The organism is Rhodobacter calidifons, from assembly GCF_011174775.1.
Classification (GTDB): Bacteria; Pseudomonadota; Alphaproteobacteria; order Rhodobacterales; family Rhodobacteraceae; genus Tabrizicola; species Tabrizicola calidifons.
In genome coordinates this window covers 67,300-84,038 of record NZ_JAANHS010000012.1, presented here as the reverse complement: position 1 = coordinate 84,038, position 16,739 = coordinate 67,300, and the positions used below count along the sequence as shown (strand labels likewise).

The 16,739-nt window shown below is 67.5% G+C and carries 22 protein-coding genes; 10 read left to right on the top strand and 12 right to left on the bottom strand.

The window, feature by feature from the left end; all coding sequences use genetic code 11:
* On the bottom strand, positions 1–535 hold a 535-nt coding region (locus G8O29_RS14400), incomplete at its 3' end, for a Y-family DNA polymerase (RefSeq protein WP_166403927.1).
* A gap of 167 nt (positions 536–702) precedes the next feature.
* Between G8O29_RS14400 and G8O29_RS14395 the strand changes: the two genes are divergently transcribed.
* Positions 703–1,146: a c-type cytochrome gene (locus G8O29_RS14395; protein ID WP_166403926.1), complete on the top strand. Its 444-nt coding sequence runs from the start codon at positions 703–705 to the stop codon at positions 1,144–1,146.
* Positions 1,147–1,207: 61 nt separating this feature from the next.
* Here G8O29_RS14395 and G8O29_RS14390 read toward each other — a convergent pair whose 3' ends face one another.
* Positions 1,208–1,465: an I78 family peptidase inhibitor gene (locus G8O29_RS14390; protein WP_166403925.1), complete on the bottom strand. Its 258-nt coding sequence runs from the start codon at positions 1,463–1,465 to the stop codon at positions 1,208–1,210.
* The gene (locus G8O29_RS14385) at positions 1,462–1,740 is read right to left on the bottom strand and encodes an I78 family peptidase inhibitor (RefSeq protein WP_166403924.1); all 279 of its coding nucleotides are present in this window, start codon (positions 1,738–1,740) and stop codon (positions 1,462–1,464) included. Before G8O29_RS14385 ends, G8O29_RS14390 begins: the two co-directional genes overlap by 4 nt.
* A 72-nt stretch (positions 1,741–1,812) precedes the next feature.
* Here G8O29_RS14385 and G8O29_RS14380 point away from each other — a divergent pair, with 72 nt between their 5' ends.
* Genes G8O29_RS14380 through G8O29_RS14370 form a run of 3 tightly spaced genes read left to right on the top strand, consistent with a single transcriptional unit; the run spans position 1,813 to position 3,909 of the window.
* Positions 1,813–2,943 (top strand): S-(hydroxymethyl)glutathione dehydrogenase/class III alcohol dehydrogenase, encoded by a 1,131-nt coding sequence (locus G8O29_RS14380; protein ID WP_166403923.1) that lies wholly within the window; start codon positions 1,813–1,815, stop codon positions 2,941–2,943.
* Positions 2,944–2,982: 39 nt separating this feature from the next.
* The gene (locus tag G8O29_RS14375) at positions 2,983–3,453 is read left to right on the top strand and encodes an aminoacyl-tRNA deacylase (protein WP_166403922.1); all 471 of its coding nucleotides are present in this window, start codon (positions 2,983–2,985) and stop codon (positions 3,451–3,453) included.
* A 54-nt stretch (positions 3,454–3,507) separates the two neighbouring features.
* Positions 3,508–3,909: a hypothetical protein gene (locus G8O29_RS14370; RefSeq protein ID WP_166403921.1), complete on the top strand. Its 402-nt coding sequence runs from the start codon at positions 3,508–3,510 to the stop codon at positions 3,907–3,909.
* Here the strand turns inward: G8O29_RS14370 and G8O29_RS14365 are convergent.
* Entirely contained in the window at positions 3,906–4,247 is a 342-nt protein-coding gene (locus G8O29_RS14365; protein WP_166403920.1) for a hypothetical protein, read from the bottom strand. The two genes, G8O29_RS14370 and G8O29_RS14365, sit on opposite strands and share 4 nt — an antisense overlap.
* Before the next feature lie 120 nt (positions 4,248–4,367).
* Between G8O29_RS14365 and G8O29_RS14360 the strand changes: the two genes are divergently transcribed.
* Positions 4,368–5,114, top strand: coding sequence for an NYN domain-containing protein (locus G8O29_RS14360; protein WP_166403919.1), 747 nt, complete (start codon positions 4,368–4,370; stop codon positions 5,112–5,114).
* Positions 5,115–5,331: 217 nt separating this feature from the next.
* Here the strand turns inward: G8O29_RS14360 and G8O29_RS14355 are convergent, their stop codons facing one another.
* On the bottom strand, positions 5,332–5,514 hold the full coding sequence (locus G8O29_RS14355; RefSeq protein WP_166403918.1) for a RidA family protein: 183 nt from the start codon (positions 5,512–5,514) through the stop codon (positions 5,332–5,334).
* A gap of 188 nt (positions 5,515–5,702) precedes the next feature.
* Between G8O29_RS14355 and G8O29_RS14350 the strand changes: the two genes are divergently transcribed.
* Entirely contained in the window at positions 5,703–5,846 is a 144-nt protein-coding gene (locus tag G8O29_RS14350; protein ID WP_166403917.1) for a hypothetical protein, read from the top strand.
* Positions 5,847–5,861: 15 nt separating this feature from the next.
* On the opposite strand, the gene trhO is transcribed toward G8O29_RS14350, so the two are convergent.
* On the bottom strand, positions 5,862–6,773 hold the full coding sequence (gene trhO / locus G8O29_RS14345; RefSeq protein WP_166403916.1) for an oxygen-dependent tRNA uridine(34) hydroxylase TrhO: 912 nt from the start codon (positions 6,771–6,773) through the stop codon (positions 5,862–5,864).
* 99 nt (positions 6,774–6,872) lie between these two features.
* Here trhO and pncA point away from each other — a divergent pair, with 99 nt between their 5' ends.
* Both pncA and pncB read left to right on the top strand, forming a co-directional pair.
* Positions 6,873–7,481, top strand: a complete 609-nt coding sequence (pncA, locus tag G8O29_RS14340; protein WP_166403915.1) for a bifunctional nicotinamidase/pyrazinamidase — start codon at positions 6,873–6,875, stop codon at positions 7,479–7,481.
* Between the two features lies 1 nt (position 7,482).
* Positions 7,483–8,775 carry a nicotinate phosphoribosyltransferase gene (gene pncB, locus G8O29_RS14335; protein ID WP_166403914.1) on the top strand — a complete coding sequence of 431 codons (1,293 nt, stop codon included), beginning with the start codon at positions 7,483–7,485 and terminating at the stop codon, positions 8,773–8,775.
* On the opposite strand, the gene G8O29_RS14330 is transcribed toward pncB, so the two are convergent.
* The 6 genes from G8O29_RS14330 to G8O29_RS14305 all read right to left on the bottom strand — a co-directional run bounded on the left by G8O29_RS14330 (position 8,772) and on the right by G8O29_RS14305 (position 14,073).
* Positions 8,772–9,674, bottom strand: a complete 903-nt coding sequence (locus tag G8O29_RS14330) for a phosphotransferase enzyme family protein (RefSeq protein WP_166403913.1) — start codon at positions 9,672–9,674, stop codon at positions 8,772–8,774. The genes pncB and G8O29_RS14330 overlap by 4 nt on opposite strands.
* A complete protein-coding gene (gene arfB / locus G8O29_RS14325) occupies positions 9,671–10,093 on the bottom strand; it encodes an alternative ribosome rescue aminoacyl-tRNA hydrolase ArfB (RefSeq protein ID WP_149076782.1) in 423 nt (140 codons plus the stop codon). Before arfB ends, G8O29_RS14330 begins: the two co-directional genes overlap by 4 nt.
* 327 nt (positions 10,094–10,420) lie before the next feature.
* Positions 10,421–11,041, bottom strand: a complete 621-nt coding sequence (locus G8O29_RS14320) for a queuosine precursor transporter (protein WP_166403912.1) — start codon at positions 11,039–11,041, stop codon at positions 10,421–10,423.
* Positions 11,042–11,128: 87 nt separating this feature from the next.
* Positions 11,129–12,025, bottom strand: a complete 897-nt coding sequence (gene mepA / locus G8O29_RS14315; protein WP_166403911.1) for a penicillin-insensitive murein endopeptidase — start codon at positions 12,023–12,025, stop codon at positions 11,129–11,131.
* Entirely contained in the window at positions 12,022–13,392 is a 1,371-nt protein-coding gene (locus tag G8O29_RS14310; RefSeq protein ID WP_166403910.1) for an MFS transporter, read from the bottom strand. Before G8O29_RS14310 ends, mepA begins: the two co-directional genes overlap by 4 nt.
* 114 nt (positions 13,393–13,506) lie before the next feature.
* A complete protein-coding gene (locus G8O29_RS14305) occupies positions 13,507–14,073 on the bottom strand; it encodes a thioesterase family protein (protein WP_166403909.1) in 567 nt (188 codons plus the stop codon).
* A gap of 126 nt (positions 14,074–14,199) precedes the next feature.
* On the opposite strand from G8O29_RS14305, the gene G8O29_RS14300 reads away from it, so the two are divergent.
* Both G8O29_RS14300 and recQ read left to right on the top strand, forming a co-directional pair.
* Positions 14,200–14,487, top strand: coding sequence for a YggT family protein (locus tag G8O29_RS14300; protein WP_166403908.1), 288 nt, complete (start codon positions 14,200–14,202; stop codon positions 14,485–14,487).
* A gap of 14 nt (positions 14,488–14,501) precedes the next feature.
* On the top strand, positions 14,502–16,547 hold the full coding sequence (gene recQ / locus G8O29_RS14295; protein ID WP_166403907.1) for a DNA helicase RecQ: 2,046 nt from the start codon (positions 14,502–14,504) through the stop codon (positions 16,545–16,547).
* Positions 16,548–16,739: the final 192 nt, after the last annotated feature.

The window sequence follows — 16,739 nt, the reverse complement described above, 5'->3', positions numbered from 1 at the left end:
AGCGGGTGGCGCGCGCCTCCTGCTCGATGGCGTCGCCCGACCGCAGCGGGGCCAGCCGCGCCCCGCCAAAGCGCGCCAAGGCCCAGGCCGCACCGGGCGTATCGGCAATCGCCGCCCGCACCGCCAGGCCCAGCGCCTCGCAATCCTCGGCCACGCGGGCCAGCACGCCCTCTTCCCCGCCATGAAGATGCGCCGCCCCTGTAAGGTCGATCAGCAGCCCCGCCGGAGGCTCTTCGGCCACCCAGGGCGAGAAGCGCCCGGCCCAGCGGCGCAAGCGCATGAGGAACTGCGCCTCGCCGGGCGGATCGGCGGGCACCGTCAGCAGCGCCGGGCAGATCGCGGTCGCATCGCGCAGGGGCTGGCCCAGGCTCAGCCCCGCCGCCTCGGCCTCTGCCGACAGCGAGACCAGCACCTGCGCGCCGTTCCGGTCTGCCACCACGGCCAGGGGCACGGGCAGCACATCCCTGCGCCGCCGGGCGATCCGGTCCGCCGCGAGACGCGGAAACCACAGCGACAGGATGCGACGACCGGCCATCTCCGACTCGTTTGTTCGCTTTATGTTCTTGTGATGCCACCGGACCGCGATCCTGTCGAGTCCCCCGTCACCGCAGATGACAAGTGCGTGAGAGCTCAGCGCTGCCGCTATCGCGATACAAGGCGGCGCCTATACTGCGCCGCACCAGCCAGCGAGGGAGCCAGTACATGAAGTTTGTCAAAGCCGTAGCCACCGGCGCGATCCTGATCGCCGGGGCCGCCTTCGCGGAAGGCGAACGCACCGACCCGAACGCCATCGCACGGTCCACGCTGATGAAGACCGTCGGCATGAACACCGGCATCCTGGGCAACATGGCCAGCGGCAAGGATCCCTACGACGCCACCAAGGCCGAAGCCGCCAAGGCCGCGCTGATCGAGGCCGCGGCCAGGATCGAGGAAATCTTCGCCGAACAGGGCGGCGCCGATCCGGCCTCGGAAGCCAAGGCCGAGATCTGGGCGAACTGGGACGAGTTCCTGGTCAAGGCCAAGGCGATGGGCGATGCGGCGGGCGCGATGGACATCGCTTCGGCCGAAACCATCGGCGCCGGCATGGGCGCGCTGGGCGGGGCCTGCAAGGACTGCCATTCCGAATTCCGCGTGATGAAGCAGTAACTGCGCCGCCGGTTCAGAACGGAAGGGCCCGGTCATCCGGCGTCATCCGGCCGGGCGCCTTTCATCCGCACCAGAGACGCCGGATGCGCCCGTCCGGGCCGAGGTCGATGTTCAGCCGGCGGGCGCTGTAATCCTCGGTGATCGCCATGCCGGGCGTTATCAGTCGCGTGCCGGACGGCAGGGCCATGCCGGCCAGCACGTCCCGGCTCTGCCCGACCAGCGCCTGCATCCCATCGGCCCCGCAGGCGTCGTGGTCGGGTTCCTCTGCCGCGACGCAGCCTGTCAGCCCCGCAGCCAGAGCCAGCGCCAGACGGCTCATCCGCAGACCACCCGCTCGATCACGTCGCGGCGGTCCAGCCAGAAGTTCAGCCGGTCGGCGCGATAGTCCATCGTCACCGCCATGCCGTGCTGAATCACCCGCACCTCCTGGCCGAAGCGCATCCCGTCCAGCAGCACGCCGGGCTTGCCGACCAGATACTGGAACCGGCTGGCGCCGCAGGCATCCGGGCCGGGATCGACGGGTGCGGGCATCGGCTCGACGCAGGCCACCAGCAGCGGTGCTGCCAGGGAAAGGGCGACAATCGCATGTTTCATGGTCGTTTCCCGAATTGCTTTCCGCAGCAGTCTGGCACAGCTTGGTCCCAAGCTTAAGGGAGGGAATACCATATGCGCACCCGTGCCGCCGTCGCCGTCGCCGCCGGAAAGCCGTTGCAGATCATGGAGGTGAACCTCGACGACCCCAGGGAAGGCGAGGTGCTGGTCGAGATCAGGGCCACTGGCATCTGCCACACCGACGAATTCACCCTCTCGGGCGCCGACCCCGAAGGCATCTTCCCCTCGATCCTGGGGCACGAAGGCGCGGGCGTGGTGGTGAAATGCGGGCCGGGGGTCAGGACGCTGAAACCGGGCGATCACGTCATCCCGCTTTACACCCCCGAATGCCGCGAATGCCCGTCCTGCCTGTCGCGCAAGACCAACCTCTGCACCGCGATCCGCGACACGCAAGGCAAGGGGCTGATGCCCGACGGCACCACGCGGTTCTGCATGCTGGATGGCACGCCGATCTACCACTACATGGGCTGTTCCACCTTCGCCAACCACACCGTCCTGCCCGAGATCGCGCTGGCCAAGGTCCGCGAGGACGCCCCCTTCGACAAGATCTGCTACATCGGCTGCGGCGTGACCACCGGGGTCGGCGCGGTGCTGAACACCGCCAGGGTGGAACCGGGCGCCACGGCGGCGGTCTTCGGCCTCGGCGGGATCGGGCTGAACGTGATCCAGGGGCTGAAGCTGGCGGGGGCCGACAAGATCATCGGCATCGACATCAACGACGAGAAAGAGGCATGGGGCCGCCGCTTCGGCATGACCCATTTCGTCAACCCCACGAAGATCGAGGGCGAGATCGCCCCCTACATCGTCAACATGACGAAGACCCCCTTCGACAGGATCGGCGGGGTGGACTATTCCTTCGACTGCACCGGCAACGTCAAGGTGATGCGGGCGGCGCTGGAATGCACGCACCGCGGCTGGGGCCAGTCGATCGTGATCGGCGTCGCCCCCGCAGGCGCCACGATCGAGACGCGCCCCTTCCAGCTGGTCACGGGGCGGGTCTGGAAAGGCACGGCTTTCGGCGGGGCCAGGGGCCGGACCGATGTACCGAAGATCGTGGACTGGTACATGGACGGCAAGATCGAGATCGACCCGATGATCACCCATGTCCTGACCCTGGACGAGATCAACAAGGGCTTCGACCTGATGCACGCGGGCAAGTCGATCCGCGCCGTCGTGGTCTACTGACCAGCCGCGGACCGACGAGGGTGTCCCCGGAAGCCGCCGATGACCTCCACCCCCGCCCTCCGCGCCCTGGCTGCCCTTGGGATCGGGGTCACGCTGCATCCCTATGCCTATGACCCCAGGGCCGAGGCCACGGGCCTGCAAGCAGCGCAGGCGCTGGGGATCGACCCCGCCGTCATGCTCAAGACGCTGATGGTCGAGATCGACGGCAGGCCCGCCTGCTGCCTCATCCCCTCGGACCGGCAGCTGTCGATGAAACGCGTGGCAAGCGCCTTCGGGGTCAGGTCCGCCGCGATGATGCCCGCGCCCAGGGCCGAGAAACTGACCGGCTACCACGTCGGCGGCATCTCGCCCTTCGGCCAGAGGCGCGCCGTGCCCACTGCCATCGAGGCCAGCGCCTGCACGGCCGCGCGTGTCTGGATCAATGCCGGCCAGCGCGGGCTGCTGCTGTCCCTGCCGCCCGAGGCGGCGCTTCGGGCGCTGGGCGCCTGCCCCGCCCTGCTGATCGCCTGACTTGCCGGATCGCCCATCCCGGCTATCCTTCCTGCATGCCGGAAGGAGGTCCCGATGCGCAGCAGCCTTGCCCCCGCCGCCTGTCTCGTGTCGGCCCTCGCCGTAGCGCCTGCGCTGGCCGAGCCGCCCCGGATCAGCCTGGTCTTCGGTCTCGACCGCATGACGGTCGCGGCCGAGGACATCCGCTCGGTCCGCCGGGTGGACGGGCAGGGGCAGGGGGCGGCTCTGGTCATCCGGCTTGCGGGCCGCCTCGACCCGGTGATGTCCGCCCTGACCGAAGCGCATGTCGGCGAGACCGGAGAACTGCTGATCTGCAACGAACTTGCGGTCAGGCCCTATCTGGACGCCCAAATCCGTGAGGCGATGTTCGTCATCTCGGATACCGACATCGCCCGGATCGACCGGCTTCAGGCCATGCTGACCGGCCCGCGTTGCGCCGACCGGCCCGGCAGTTAGGCGGACGGCCGCCGCCCCTTGGCCCAGGCCAGATAGGGTCGTTCCACCCACAGCGTCGCCGCGACCGACGCCGCCGTCGCCAGCAGGCCAGGCGCCAGCATCGACAGAAGCGATCCGTAAGGCGCGACCCCTGCCATGCGCAACAGCGTCCCGGCCACGGAAAAGACCAGGAGGTGCAGAAGGTCAGGAAGGTATGAGGCCTCGCCCCAGACCAGCGCCCAGCCCGGCATGCGCCAGCCGCCCGCGGCCAGCCCGTAGATCAGCGCCGCCGCCTGAAGGTGGAACAGCACCACCAGCGTCGCGGCCACGCCACGCAACATCGGCAATCCGCCGATCATCCGCCTGCCCCTGCCAAGGTCCCGGCGATGTCGCCCGCCGGACAGGCCCCGTCAACCGCACGATTGCGCTTTCCTTGCGGCTTTGGCTCGGCCACAAGGGGGCTGATCTCCGGAGACCCCATGCCTGCCGATTCCCGTGCCCCCCGCCTTGCTGTCCTGATCGACGCCGACAACATCCCCGCCCGCCATATCGAGGCCGTGCTCGACGAACTGGCCGCCTACGGCGAACCCTCGGTGCGCCGGGTCTATGGCGACTGGTCCTCCTCGGCGCTGGGCCAGTGGAAGGAAAAGGCCCGCAACCTGGGCCTGGTGATGCACCAGCAATCGGCCAACACCAGGGGCAAGAACGCCAGCGACATCGGCCTGGTGATCGACGCCATGGACATCCTGCACGCCGGCAAGGTCGATGGCTTCGTGCTGGTGTCGTCCGACAGCGACTTCACCCGCCTGGCCTCGCGAATCCGCGAGGACGGGCTTCAGGTCATCGGCGTGGGCGAAAAGAAGACGCCCGAATCGCTGCGCAACGTCTGCAACCGGTTCCTCTTCCTGGAAAACCTGACCGCCGCGCCGGAACCCGCCGCCGACACGCCCACCCCCGCAAAACCGGCGAAAGAGCCCGCCAAGGCCGAAAAGGACCCGCCCTCCAAGGCGATCCCGCTGATCCTGGCCGCGATGAAGAAGATCGGGATCGAGGAAGACAGCTATCCCCTCGGCCAGCTTGGACAGGTGCTGACTCAGCTTTACCCCGATTTCGACAGCCGCAGCTACGGCTGCGCGCGCCTGTCCGACCTGCTCAAACGGACGGGACGCTTCGAGGTCCAGAAGGCCGAGGGCTCCTCGCAGCTGATGGTGCGCGACAAGGCGTAAGGCCTCGGAAGATCGTCGTCAGCCAGCCCGCGAAGGCCGCGCCCGGGCCCTGCTGCAAGCCTGCGCCGAACGCCTTTCCTGATTTGCCCATGTCCCAAATACTCTCGGGGGGTTCGGGGGGGCGAAGCGCCCCCGGGGCCGGTCAAGGGCGCAGCCGCCCGCGACAAGAAGCCCGCGGCGCCGGAGCCGTCACGCCACCTCAACCGTCACCCAGGTCTCAAAACAGACCCCGCCCGCCAGCGCCATCACCCCGATCGTCGCCCGTCCGCCGTGCCGCCTGATAGCCCTCCTCGACCGTCACATCCGCGCCAAGCCGCCCCCTGTGGGTGATCTCTGCCCCGATCTGCGCGACATGGCCGGACAGGAACAGCAGGCTACCCACCCGGTGAAAGGGTTTCATCGTGCCATAACCCGCGCCGTATTAGCCCGTCGTGTCAAAGTCGGGGATGTCGTGGCCCATCTGGATGGCCAGCAGTTCCGGGTTGGTCATCGATCGCTCGCTGCTTCGCCCGACAATGTTAACCCCTGCGACCGCCCGAAGTATGCCCGACGGATGCAAGGCGAGAGGCAGACGCCGACATCGCGCCGATGCAGATTCCGGGCATCCAGCGGTCCGACATGCAGTATTTCTCCCGCCCCGTGCGGCATGCCGACCTGAAGGCCAGCATCCGCCTTTACGGCGAAAGGGTCATGCCGATGGTGCAGGACATGTTCGCCGACAAGGCCACATAATCATCCTAGGGTGCGCTACAGCGCGCCGCCACCCAGATGTTGTGTGCCCCGCTTTGCAGCAAGCAACATCTGGCGATGCCGCTCACGGAACCGCTCCCGGTCGGCGGCGGAATATTCGTCCACACAGGCCGGGCAGCAGACGCCCTCCTCATAGGCCGGATCGGTCTGATCCTGCGGCGTGACCGGCCTCCGGCAGGCCCCGCAGACCTTGAGGCCCCCGGGCTTCAGCCCATGCCCGACCGACACGCGGTCGTCGAAGACAAAGCATTGCCCCTGCCAGAGGCTTTCCTCTTCCGGCACTTCTTCCAGATATTTCAGGATCCCGCCCTTCAGGTGGAAGACCTGGTTGACCCCTTGACCCAGAAGGTAATTCGTCGATTTCTCGCAGCGGATGCCGCCGGTGCAGAACATCGCAATCCGCTTGCCCGCGAACCTGTCGCGGTTCTTCTGCCACCAGTCGGGAAACTCGCCGAAGGCCCGCGTTCCGGGGTCCAGCGCGCCCTGAAAGGTGCCGATGGCGACCTCGTAATCGTTCCGCGTGTCGATCACCACGGTATCGGGGTCCCGGATCAGCGCGTTCCAGTCCCGCGCCGAAACATAGTTCCCGACCCGGGCCAGAGGGTCCACATCGGGCTGGCCCATGGTTACGATCTCGCGCTTCAGCTTCACCTTCATCCGCCCGAAAGGCATTGAATCTGCAAAACTTTCCTTCCACTCCAGCCCCGCGCAGCCCGGCAAGCCCCGGATCGCCTCAAGCGCCGCGTCGATCCCCGCGCGCGTCCCGGCGATGGTGCCATTGATCCCCTCGGGCGCCAGCAGCAGGGACCCCCTGACCCCCTGCGCCACGCAGACCTCCAGAAGCCCCGGCTTCAGACTTGCGGGGTCAGGAAACCGGGTGAAATGATACAGGGCGGCGACGGTCAGCATGGCCCCCCTTTGCGCCGAAGCCTTGCGAATTTCAAGCGCTTCGCTTGACGCCCCCCGCCCCCGCACTTACGCAAGGGGGGTCAGCACCGGGAGGCCGCGATGAAGCCTGCGAACACAGCCCTGATCGTGATCGACGTGCAGAACGACTTCTGCCCGGGCGGGGCGCTGGCCGTGGCCGGAGGGGATGAAATCATCAGCCGGATCAACGGGTTAATGGATGACTTCGCCACGGTCGTCCTGACGCAGGACTGGCACCCCGCCAACCACGCCTCGTTTGCCGCCAACCATCCCGAGGCCACGCCGTTCAGCCTGACGACCATGCCCTACGGCCCGCAGGTCCTCTGGCCCACCCATTGCGTGCAGGGAACCGAAGGGGCCGCTTTTCACGCCGACCTCCGCACCGATCCCGCGCAACTGATTGTCCGCAAAGGCTTTCGCCCCGAAATCGACAGCTATTCCGCCTTCTTCGAGAACGACCAAGCCACCCCCACCGGCCTTGAGGGCTATCTTCGCAACCGGGGCGTGACGGCGGTGACGCTGGTGGGCCTCGCCACCGATTACTGCGTCGCCTATTCCGCGCTGGATGCGGCGCGGCTTGGCTTTGCGGTGACGGTGCTGGAAGGGGCCTGCCGCGCCATCGACCTGAACGGCAGCCTCGCCGAGGCGCGGGACAGGATGCGCGCGGCCGGCGTCGCGCTGGAGGCCTGAGATGGTCGATATCGCAACACGGGTCTGGAACCACAAGTGGAAGATCGACCCGATCGTGCGGTCGCTGATCGACACCGATTTCTACAAGCTTCTGATGTGCCAGTCGATTTTCCGCAACAAGCCGGAGACGACGGTGGTCTTCAGCCTCATCAACCGTTCCACAAAGGTGCGCCTTGCCGATCTGATCGACGAGGGCGAGCTGCGCGAACAGCTGGACCATGTGCGGTCCCTCAGCCTGACGCGGGGCGAAAGCACCTGGCTGCGCGGGAACACCTTCTACGGCAAGCGGCAGATGTTCCGCCCCGACTTCATGGAGTGGTTCGAGGGCCTGCGCCTGCCGGCCTATCATCTGGAAAAGCGCGACGGCCAGTTCGAGCTGACCTTCGAAGGCCGCTGGCCCGAGGTGATGCTGTGGGAAATCCCGGCCCTGTCGGTGCTGATGGAGCTGCGATCCCGCGCCGTGCTCCACGACATGGGGCGGTTCGAGATCCAGGTCCTTTACGCCCGCGCCATGACCCGGCTTTGGGAAAAGATCGAACGGCTGCGCGGGGTCGAAGGCCTGCGCATTGCCGACTTCGGCACGCGGCGGCGGCATGGGTTCCTCTGGCAGGACTGGTGCGTCCAGGCGATGCAGGAGGGGCTGGGGGCCAAGTTCATCGGCACCTCGAACTGCCTGATCGCCAAGAACCGCGATGTCGAGGCGATCGGGACCAATGCGCATGAATTGCCGATGGTTTACAGTGCTTTGGCCGATACGGACGACGAGTTGCGCCAGGCGCCCTACAAGGTCCTGGCCGACTGGCACGAAGAACACGACGGCAACCTGCGGATCATGTTGCCCGACACCTACGGGACCGAGGGCTTCCTGAAGAACGCGCCGGACTGGCTGGCGGGCTGGACCGGGATCCGGATCGACAGCGGCGATCCGGCCAAGGGGGCGGAAACCGCGATCCGTTGGTGGCAGGAGAGGGGCGAAGACCCGCGCGAGAAGCTGGTGATCTTCTCGGACGGGCTGGATGTGGAAAAGATCGAAGAGCTTTACGCCCGGTTCAACGGCCGGGTGAAGGTGTCCTTCGGCTGGGGCACGATGCTGACGAACGACTTCCGCGGGCTGGTGGCGGACGATGCGCTTGCGCCGTTCAGCCTGGTCTGCAAGGCCCTGTCGGCGAACGGGCGACCCACGGTTAAACTGTCCGACAACCCGGCCAAGGCCATGGGGCCGCCGGAGGAAGTGGAACGCTACAAGCGCGTCTTCGGCGTGGGCCAGCAGGAGGTGCTTGAGGTGGTCGTCTAGCCCAGCACCCGCGCGGCGCAATACAGCGCGCGGGCGATGTGGCTTTGGTGGATCGGATCCCCTGGCGCTAGACGCGGCATCGTCCAGCCGACCGAGGCCAGGCTGCGGGCCAGCGTGAAGGCCTCGACCATCGCTGTATCGGTCGTGCCATAGCCCGCCATCAGCGCATCGCGCAGTTGCGGGTGTTCGGGGTGCTGCACGGTCTGCACCAGCGCGGTGCCGAGGTCGAGCAGGCGATAGCCGAAGCCGCTGTCGTCGAAGTCGATCAGCGATACCGAACGACCGTTCACCAGAACGTTTTCCCGCAGGATATCGGCGTGGATCAGGCCGATTACGCCCGTGAGACGCTCGCGCAGCGCGTCGCGGGCGCGGATCAGCGTGCCGCGCTGGTCCGGTGTCGCAGCCGGATGGTCCCAGAACCGGCCCCAAAGCGGGTCGTCGCCCACCAGACCCTCGCGGTCCCAGCGCGGGCGGGTGAAATCAACGGGCAGGGTCAGGCCATCGGTCACCCGGTGGACCCGCGCCAGAAGCGACCCCAGCGCGTGGTAGAGGTCCAGCACCTGCGCCAACGGGCGGGCATCGGGCCTGGACGCCTCACCCAGCGCCTCGCCGTCCATCCAGGCGATGACCGAGGCATGGCGACCGTCGGACAAGGGCACCAGAAGCGCGCCGTCGCGGGCGGGCAGTGCGGCCGGGACCGGCAGTCCGGCGCGGGCCAGTTCGGCGCACCACCAAAGTTCGGACCGGATCGCCGCCGCGGACTGATAGCCCGCCCGGTGCAGGCGCAGGGCGGCGCGTCCCTGCGGGGTGGCAAGTTCGAGGACTTGGTTCTCCCGGTCGCGCAAGAGGCGGACGATCCGGCCGTACCAATGGGCGGCGGCCTCCTCGGCGGGGGTCACTCCTCGTCCCCCACCTTGCCACGCAGCGCCTTGACCTCGCCGCGCTGGGTCTTGGCGGCGATGCGGCGGCGCTGACTGCCCAAAGTGGGCTTGGTGGCGATCCGGCGTTTCGGAGTGACCAGCGCGGCGCGGATCAGCTCCACCAGCCGCTCGCGCGCGATGTCACGGTTGCGGGCCTGGCTGCGGGTTTCATCGACCTGAAGGACGATGGCGCCTTCGTTCGTCCAGCGCCGCCCGGCCAGCTTCTTCAGCCGCGCCTTCACGCCGGGGGCCAGATGCGGGGACCGTTCGGCCTCGAACCGCAGTTCGACGGCGGTCGAGACCTTGTTGACGTTCTGCCCGCCGGGCCCCGAGGCGCGCATGAAACTTTCGGACAGTTCCCATTCGGCGATGGCAAGGGTTTCGGTGACATGCAGCATGGCCGGTTTATGGCGTAGCCTTGCGATCCAGGCGATAGCAAAAATCCATGCGGAATTCCTTTGCCGCCGTTATTCTTTCACCGCCATTGCGCAAAACAGAGAAAGGGTTGCCCTGCTCAGACAACCCTTTCCGAGATCCAAGGAGATGGGCCAGTTAGGCATCCAAATCCAATCGGTGGTCAATTTTCCAGGGGCTGCCCTTAGAAAATTCCCCTCCCGACTGTCCCGACACCTCTCTCCAATATCACTCTAGACACTGGATCACCTCCTTTCAAAAAGTTGCCGATAGGGGGAGCGTGCCACAGATTTTGTGTTTGTCAAAACATTTCACGCAACCTTTGCGCCGCGTTTTGCGACCGCCAATCGAAATGGCAACAATGCCACGACTGCGAGCAGAAGCTTGACCAGCCAGTCGCCAATGGCCAGCGAAACCCAGAACGGCGCCTCGGGCCCGATGCCCAGAAGCGGGGCTGCGGCCGTGGCCCAGGACACGTCATTGCCGGGTTCGATCGCGCTCAGCGCTGCCGAGAAGGCCACCGTGAAGAAGATCGCGGTGTCCAGCGTCGAGGAGACCAGCGTCGAGACCAGCGGCGCGCGCCACCAGCTGCCCTGCCGCAGCCGGTTGAAGACGGCGATGTCCAGAAGCTGGGCGCACAGGAAGGCCAGGCCCGACCCCAGCGCGATGCGGAAGGTGACGAGGGGGCCGAACTCGCCGACGATCCGGGTGCCGATGAAGGAACAGAGGATGCCGACGGCAAAGCCCGCCAGCACCACGCGGCGCGCGGCGGCGGGCCCTTGCAGCCGGTTGGTCAGGTCGGTGACGAGGAAGGCGAAGGGATAGGTCAGCGCGCCCCAGGTCAGGAAGGCGCCGAGCGGGTATTGGACGAGGATGTTGGAGGCGACGACAATCGCCGTCATGGCGAGAACGCCGGGAAGAAGGATGCGCATGTTGCTTTCCGTTTTGACAAGGTCGCGGAGACTTGGCCCCAGGCAGGGGCGAGCGCGGCCTACACCGGACGTGCTGCGCCGTCAACCTCAGTCCGAGGCAAGCACCGCCTGACACTGTTTCGGCAGGTCGGCCATGGTGAATTCGCGCGGGTGCTTCTTTCTGGGCGCATCCTCGTCCTTCGGCTTCTTGCCATCGGATTTCGGCGGGTTCAGGTAATCGGTCACCCACCACATCAACGTCTCGTCGCAGCCGTCGCCGCCCTTGGACAATTCGTCCACTGTGGGGGTCTGCGTCTCGCACAGGCGGGCACCCCTGGGGCATTTCAGGCGGACGTGGAAATGGGTGTCGTGGCCGGCGACGGGGCGGATCTTCTGCAACCAGGCCTTGTCGGATTTCCTGGCGGTCTTGCACATCTCGATCTTGACCGCCGCGGCCACGAAGATGCGGTCCACGCGGGGGTCGCTTGCGGCCTCTTTCAGCAGGCGGTGGTGGACCCTGGTCCAGTTCTCGGTCACAGACCGCTGGTCGGCCGACCGCACCGGGATCGAGCTGATGTCCTCGCGCGCGGCGACGCTGAGGGTCAGGCTTTGCGGCGGCAGCATCCAGATATCGGCGTCCAGTCCGATCTGGTGGCTGGCATGGCCGCTGGTCATCGGACCGCCGCGCGGCTGGCTGATGTCGCCGATGTAGAGGCCCCTGCCGAAACCGATGTCGCGCGCGGTCTGCGACAGGTCCATCAGGAACTGCACCGTCACCGGATGGCCCCAGTTGCGGTTGCGAGACAGGCGCATCGCCTGCCAGGTCGGGCCGCTCTCCGGCAGTTCCACCAGCCCGGCCGCACATCCCCGGGCATAGGACCCGATCGGCATCGCATCCTGCCGCGAGGGGGCAGCCTTCGCCCCGAACAGCTTGTTGGCCAGTTTCTCGGCCTGGGCAGGGGCGGCCAGCAGGCAGGTCAACAGGACGATGCGGATGAGGGTCATGCGGGCATCTCGCCTTTCGGTTTGACGAATCTTAGCAGAAGAAGGCCGATCAGGAACAACACAACCAGCGGAGCAATGCCGATCCGCTGCGATCCGCTGATCGTCGTGGCCAGCGCGATCAGCGCCGGGGCCATGAAGCTGGCGACCTTGCCCGACAGCGCGAACAGGCCGAAGGCCTCGGTCGCGCGGTCGGGGGTGGTGTGGCGGGCCATCATGGTGCGGGAGGCCGCCTGCAAGGTCCCGCCCGCCGCGCCGATCAGCGCCCCGCAGGCGAAGAAGATCTGGTCCGACAGGCGCGATGCCGGATCCATCGCGATGCCCCAGAGGCTTTCGCGGCTCATGCCGACGATGATCAGGCAGACGAGGATCAGCACCAGGATCGAGCCCGAGATCACCGGCTTCGGCCCGAAGGCGCGGTCCGCCCGCCCGCCGATCCAGGCCGCGACCATCGCGGTAACGGCGCCGACGATCCCGAAGATGCCGATCTGGATGATCGACCAGCCCAGCACGCCCGAGGCATAGACCCCGCCGAAGCCGTACAGCGCGTTCAGCGCGTCGCGGTAGAACAGGGATGAGGCCAGATAGGCCGACAGGCTTTTGCGATAGCGCAGCGACAGGATCAGGTCCTTCAGACTGGCGAAGGCCCGGCCCAGGTGCAGCGGCCGGCGATCGGTGTGCGGTTCCTTCACCCAGAGGAAGAAGGGGATCATGAAGACCGCATACCACAGCGCGGTGAACGGCCCGACAAAGCGCGTGCCTTCGCGCGCCTCGGGGTCGAGGCCGAACAGGGGCTGCGTGCCCAGAAGCGTCCTGCCGCTGTCGGCGCCTTCCGCGAAGAACAGAAGCATGACGATCAGGGCCAGCAGCCCGCCGAGATAGCCGAAGGCAAAGCCAGAGCCGGAGATCGCCCCCAGATCGTCGGCCTGGGTCAGCGAGGGCATCAGCGCATTGGTGAAGATCGTTGCGAACTCCATCCCGATGAAGCCGATGCCGAACAGGCAGACCGCCCAGAACAGCATCGCCTCGCCACCACCGGGCGCCACCCACCACAGCCCCCAGGAGCCGACGACGTAGAAGGCCGAGAAGGTCCAGACCCAGACCAGCCGCCGCCCGGTGCCGTCGGCGATGGCGCCCAGGATCGGGGCGAGGATGGCGATGGTGAAGGAGGCGACGGCCAGCCCCCAGCCCCAATAGGCCTGGGCGGCGGCCTTTGCGGCCTCTTCGTCCATTCCGGTGCCCATGAAATGGCCGCGGGCGACCTCGGCGAAATAGGGGCCGAAGATGAAGGTCAGAAGAAGCGTGTTGTAGGGCTGGCTGGCCCAGTCGAAGAAATACCAGCCCCAGATCCGCTGCCGCGCGCTTGCCATGCCTGCCCCCTGCCTTTCGGCAAAGTGAACCCGGAAACCCGGCCTCGCGCAAGGGACGGCTCTTCGCGGCGCTGCCGCTTGCTCATCGCCGGGCCGCCTGGCGAGAAGCGGCCGTCAGGAAGCGCCGAGCCTTCCGGGGCCTTCGGGCGGCCAGGGGCGGGTGGCTTCGGCCGCGATCCAGGCCTTGACCCAGTCCGGCAGCTCCGGGCTTTCGGGCGCGGCGCCAAGGGCCACGGCCAGTTCCGACGGCGGCACGATCCCGGTTCGCGCGCCCATCGCGCTGCCCACGACGGCCGAGCGGATCAGCACCTGCGAGGCGCATTCCCCGCCCGTCCACATCGACTGTTCGGTGTAAAGGAACCGTTCGTCCCAGCCCAGACAGCGGCTGTAGGTCGTGATCCGGGCAAACATCGTCACCCGGCGCCGGTAGCGCACCGAGGACCCGGCGACGGTCATCCCCCAGCCCTTCGCCTTCAGCACCCGGTGCAGCCCGGTCCGGGCGCCCAGCGGCAGGCGGCCGAGGTCATAGAGCGTCAGCGTGCGGCCATTGTTCAGCTCGACCCAGGGGTCCAGGTCCCAGGGCCAGCACAGGTGATGGCTGACATGGGTGTCGAACAGTCCGAGCGGTGGCATCCGGCTGGCCCGGGCCATCTCTTTGAACATGCGCAGGAAGGGATACATCGGCCGACTCCGCTTTCCCGACGTGACTTGCCTGCCCTGCCGCCCGCGTCAAGCGGAACGCTGCGGAAAGCATTGCCCTTCGCCGCCCCGCCCGCTACCTGTGGCGCACACCAGACGGAGCGCCCGATGACCTCGCTTTACCAGATCCTGATGCTGATCCTGAGTGTGGCCAAGTTCCTCATACTTGCGCATTTCATCATGAGCTGGCTCATCAGCTTCCAGGTGCTGAACATCCGCCAGCCGCTGGTGGCGCAGATCTGGTACGGGCTGTCCCGCCTGCTGGAGCCGCTTTACGCCCCCATCCGCCGCATCCTGCCGCCGATGGGCGGGATCGACCTGTCGCCCCTGGTGGTGCTGATCGGCATTTACGCGCTGGAAATCATCCTGCGCAACAATGTGGCGGTCTTCCTCTGATCCAGGCCTGACCCTTGGACCGCGCGGCCGAGCTTCTGCACTCCGTCTTCGGCTTTCCGGCGTTCCGTCCCGGCCAGGCCGAGATCGTGCGATCCGTTCTTCAGGGCCGGAACACGCTGGCCATCATGCCGACGGGTGGGGGAAAATCCCTGTGTTTCCAGTTGCCTGCCTTGTGCAGGGAAGGGGTGACGGTCGTCATTTCCCCGCTGATCGCCCTGATGCGCGACCAGGTGCGCGCGCTTCGCGCGGCGGGGGTGGAGGCCGGGGCGCTGACCTCGGGCAATACCGGAGAGGAGACGGAAGAGGTCTTTCAGGCCATCGACAAGGGTCGGCTGAAGCTGCTGTACATGGCGCCGGAACGGCTGGCCTCGGGCGGGGCGCTGGCGCTCCTGCGGCGGGCGAAATGCAGCCTGATCGCGGTGGACGAGGCGCATTGCGTCAGCCAATGGGGCCACGACTTTCGCCCCGATTACCTGCGCATCGGCGAACTGCGCCGGGCGCTGCGGGTGCCTCTGGCCGCCTTCACCGCCACGGCGGACGAAGAGACCCGGGCAGAGATCGTCACCCGACTGTTCGACGGCGAGGCCCCGGTCACCTTCCTGCGCGGCTTCGACCGGCCGAATATCCACCTGGCCTTTGCGGTCAAGGACAAGCCGCGTGAGCAGATCCTGCGCTTTGCCGGGGCGCGGCGGGGGCAGTCCGGCATCGTCTACTGCGCGACGCGGGCCAAGACCGAGACGCTGGCCCAGGCCTTGCGCGAGGCGCGGCACGAGGCGGTGGCCTATCACGGCGGGATGGAGGCCGAGGAGCGGCGGCAGGTCGAGACCCGCTTCCAGCGCGAGGACGGGTTGATCGTGGTGGCGACGATCGCCTTCGGGATGGGGATCGACAAGCCCGACATCCGCTGGGTGGCCCATGCCGACCTGCCGAAGTCGATCGAGGCCTATTATCAGGAAATCGGCCGCGCGGGGCGGGATGGGTCTCCGGCCGAGACGATGACACTCTATGGCCCCGACGACATCCGCCTGCGGCGCAGCCAGATCGACGAGGGGGCCGCGCCGCCCGACCGCAAGGCCGCCGATCACGCCCGGCTGAACGCGCTTCTGGGTCTTGCCGAGGCACTGGGCTGTCGCCGGCAGGTGCTGCTGGGCTATTTCGGCGAGGCGGCCGAGCCTTGCGGCAACTGCGATCTCTGCGACCGCCCGGCGCAGCTGTTCGATGCGACCGAGGCGGTGCGGAAGGCTCTGTCGGCGATCCTGCGGACCGGGGAATGGTTCGGGGCGGGGCATCTGATCGACATCCTGACCGGAACGGCCACGCCCAAGGTGCGGGAGAAGGGGCATGACCGGCTGCCGACCTTCGCCGTGGGGCGCGACCTGTCGAAACCTGCCTGGGGGGCGGTCTTCCGGCAGATGATGGGCCGCGATCTCGTCCGTCCCGACGCCGACCGGCACGGCGCGCTGCGGATGACCGAGGCGGCGCGGCCGGTGCTGCGGGGCGAGGTCTCCGTGACCCTGCGCCGCGACACGGTGGTCGCCGCAGGAGAGCGGGAGCCGGTAATACGGGCGCAGGTGGCGGACGAGGATCTGGGGCTGCTGGCGCTGCTGAAGGCCAAGCGGCGGGCGCTGGCCGAGGCGCAGAACGTGCCGGCCTATGTGGTCTTCCCGGACAGGACGCTGATCGAGATGGCAGAGAGGAAGCCCGCGACCCTGGACCAGATGGCGGGGATCACCGGGGTCGGGGCGCGCAAGCTGGAAAGCTATGGCGCGGCCTTTCTGGAGGTCATCACCGGCGCGGCAGAGGGGCTGCATCCGGCGCGGCTGAAGCTGGCGGGCCGACCCGAGGGCGCGCTGTTCGACCGGCTGGCCGAGGTCCAGCTGGCGCTGGCGCGGGGCGAGGACGGGACGGGGAAGTATCTGACCTGCACCCATTCCACGCTGCGGGCCATCGCCGAGCGGCGGCCTTCGACGCTGGGCGAGTTGCAGGCGATCCAGGGCATGGGAGAGCAGAAGGTCGAACGCTTCGGCGCGGCCTTCCTGGCGGTGCTGCGGGACGGGTGAACGCGGGCTGCCCGCGTGTGGGCACCTTTCCGGTTCAAAAGAAATCAATGGTTTTGTTGTGGACGTTAACGGTCTGGAAAGACTTTCCGACGGAGGTCCCCGGGACCGGTGGCGTTCAGACTGAGCACTGAGGCGCGAAGCTGCCTTGTCCTGCCTCTGGCGCGGGCCGCGCGATGCGTCCTGGCCGTCCGG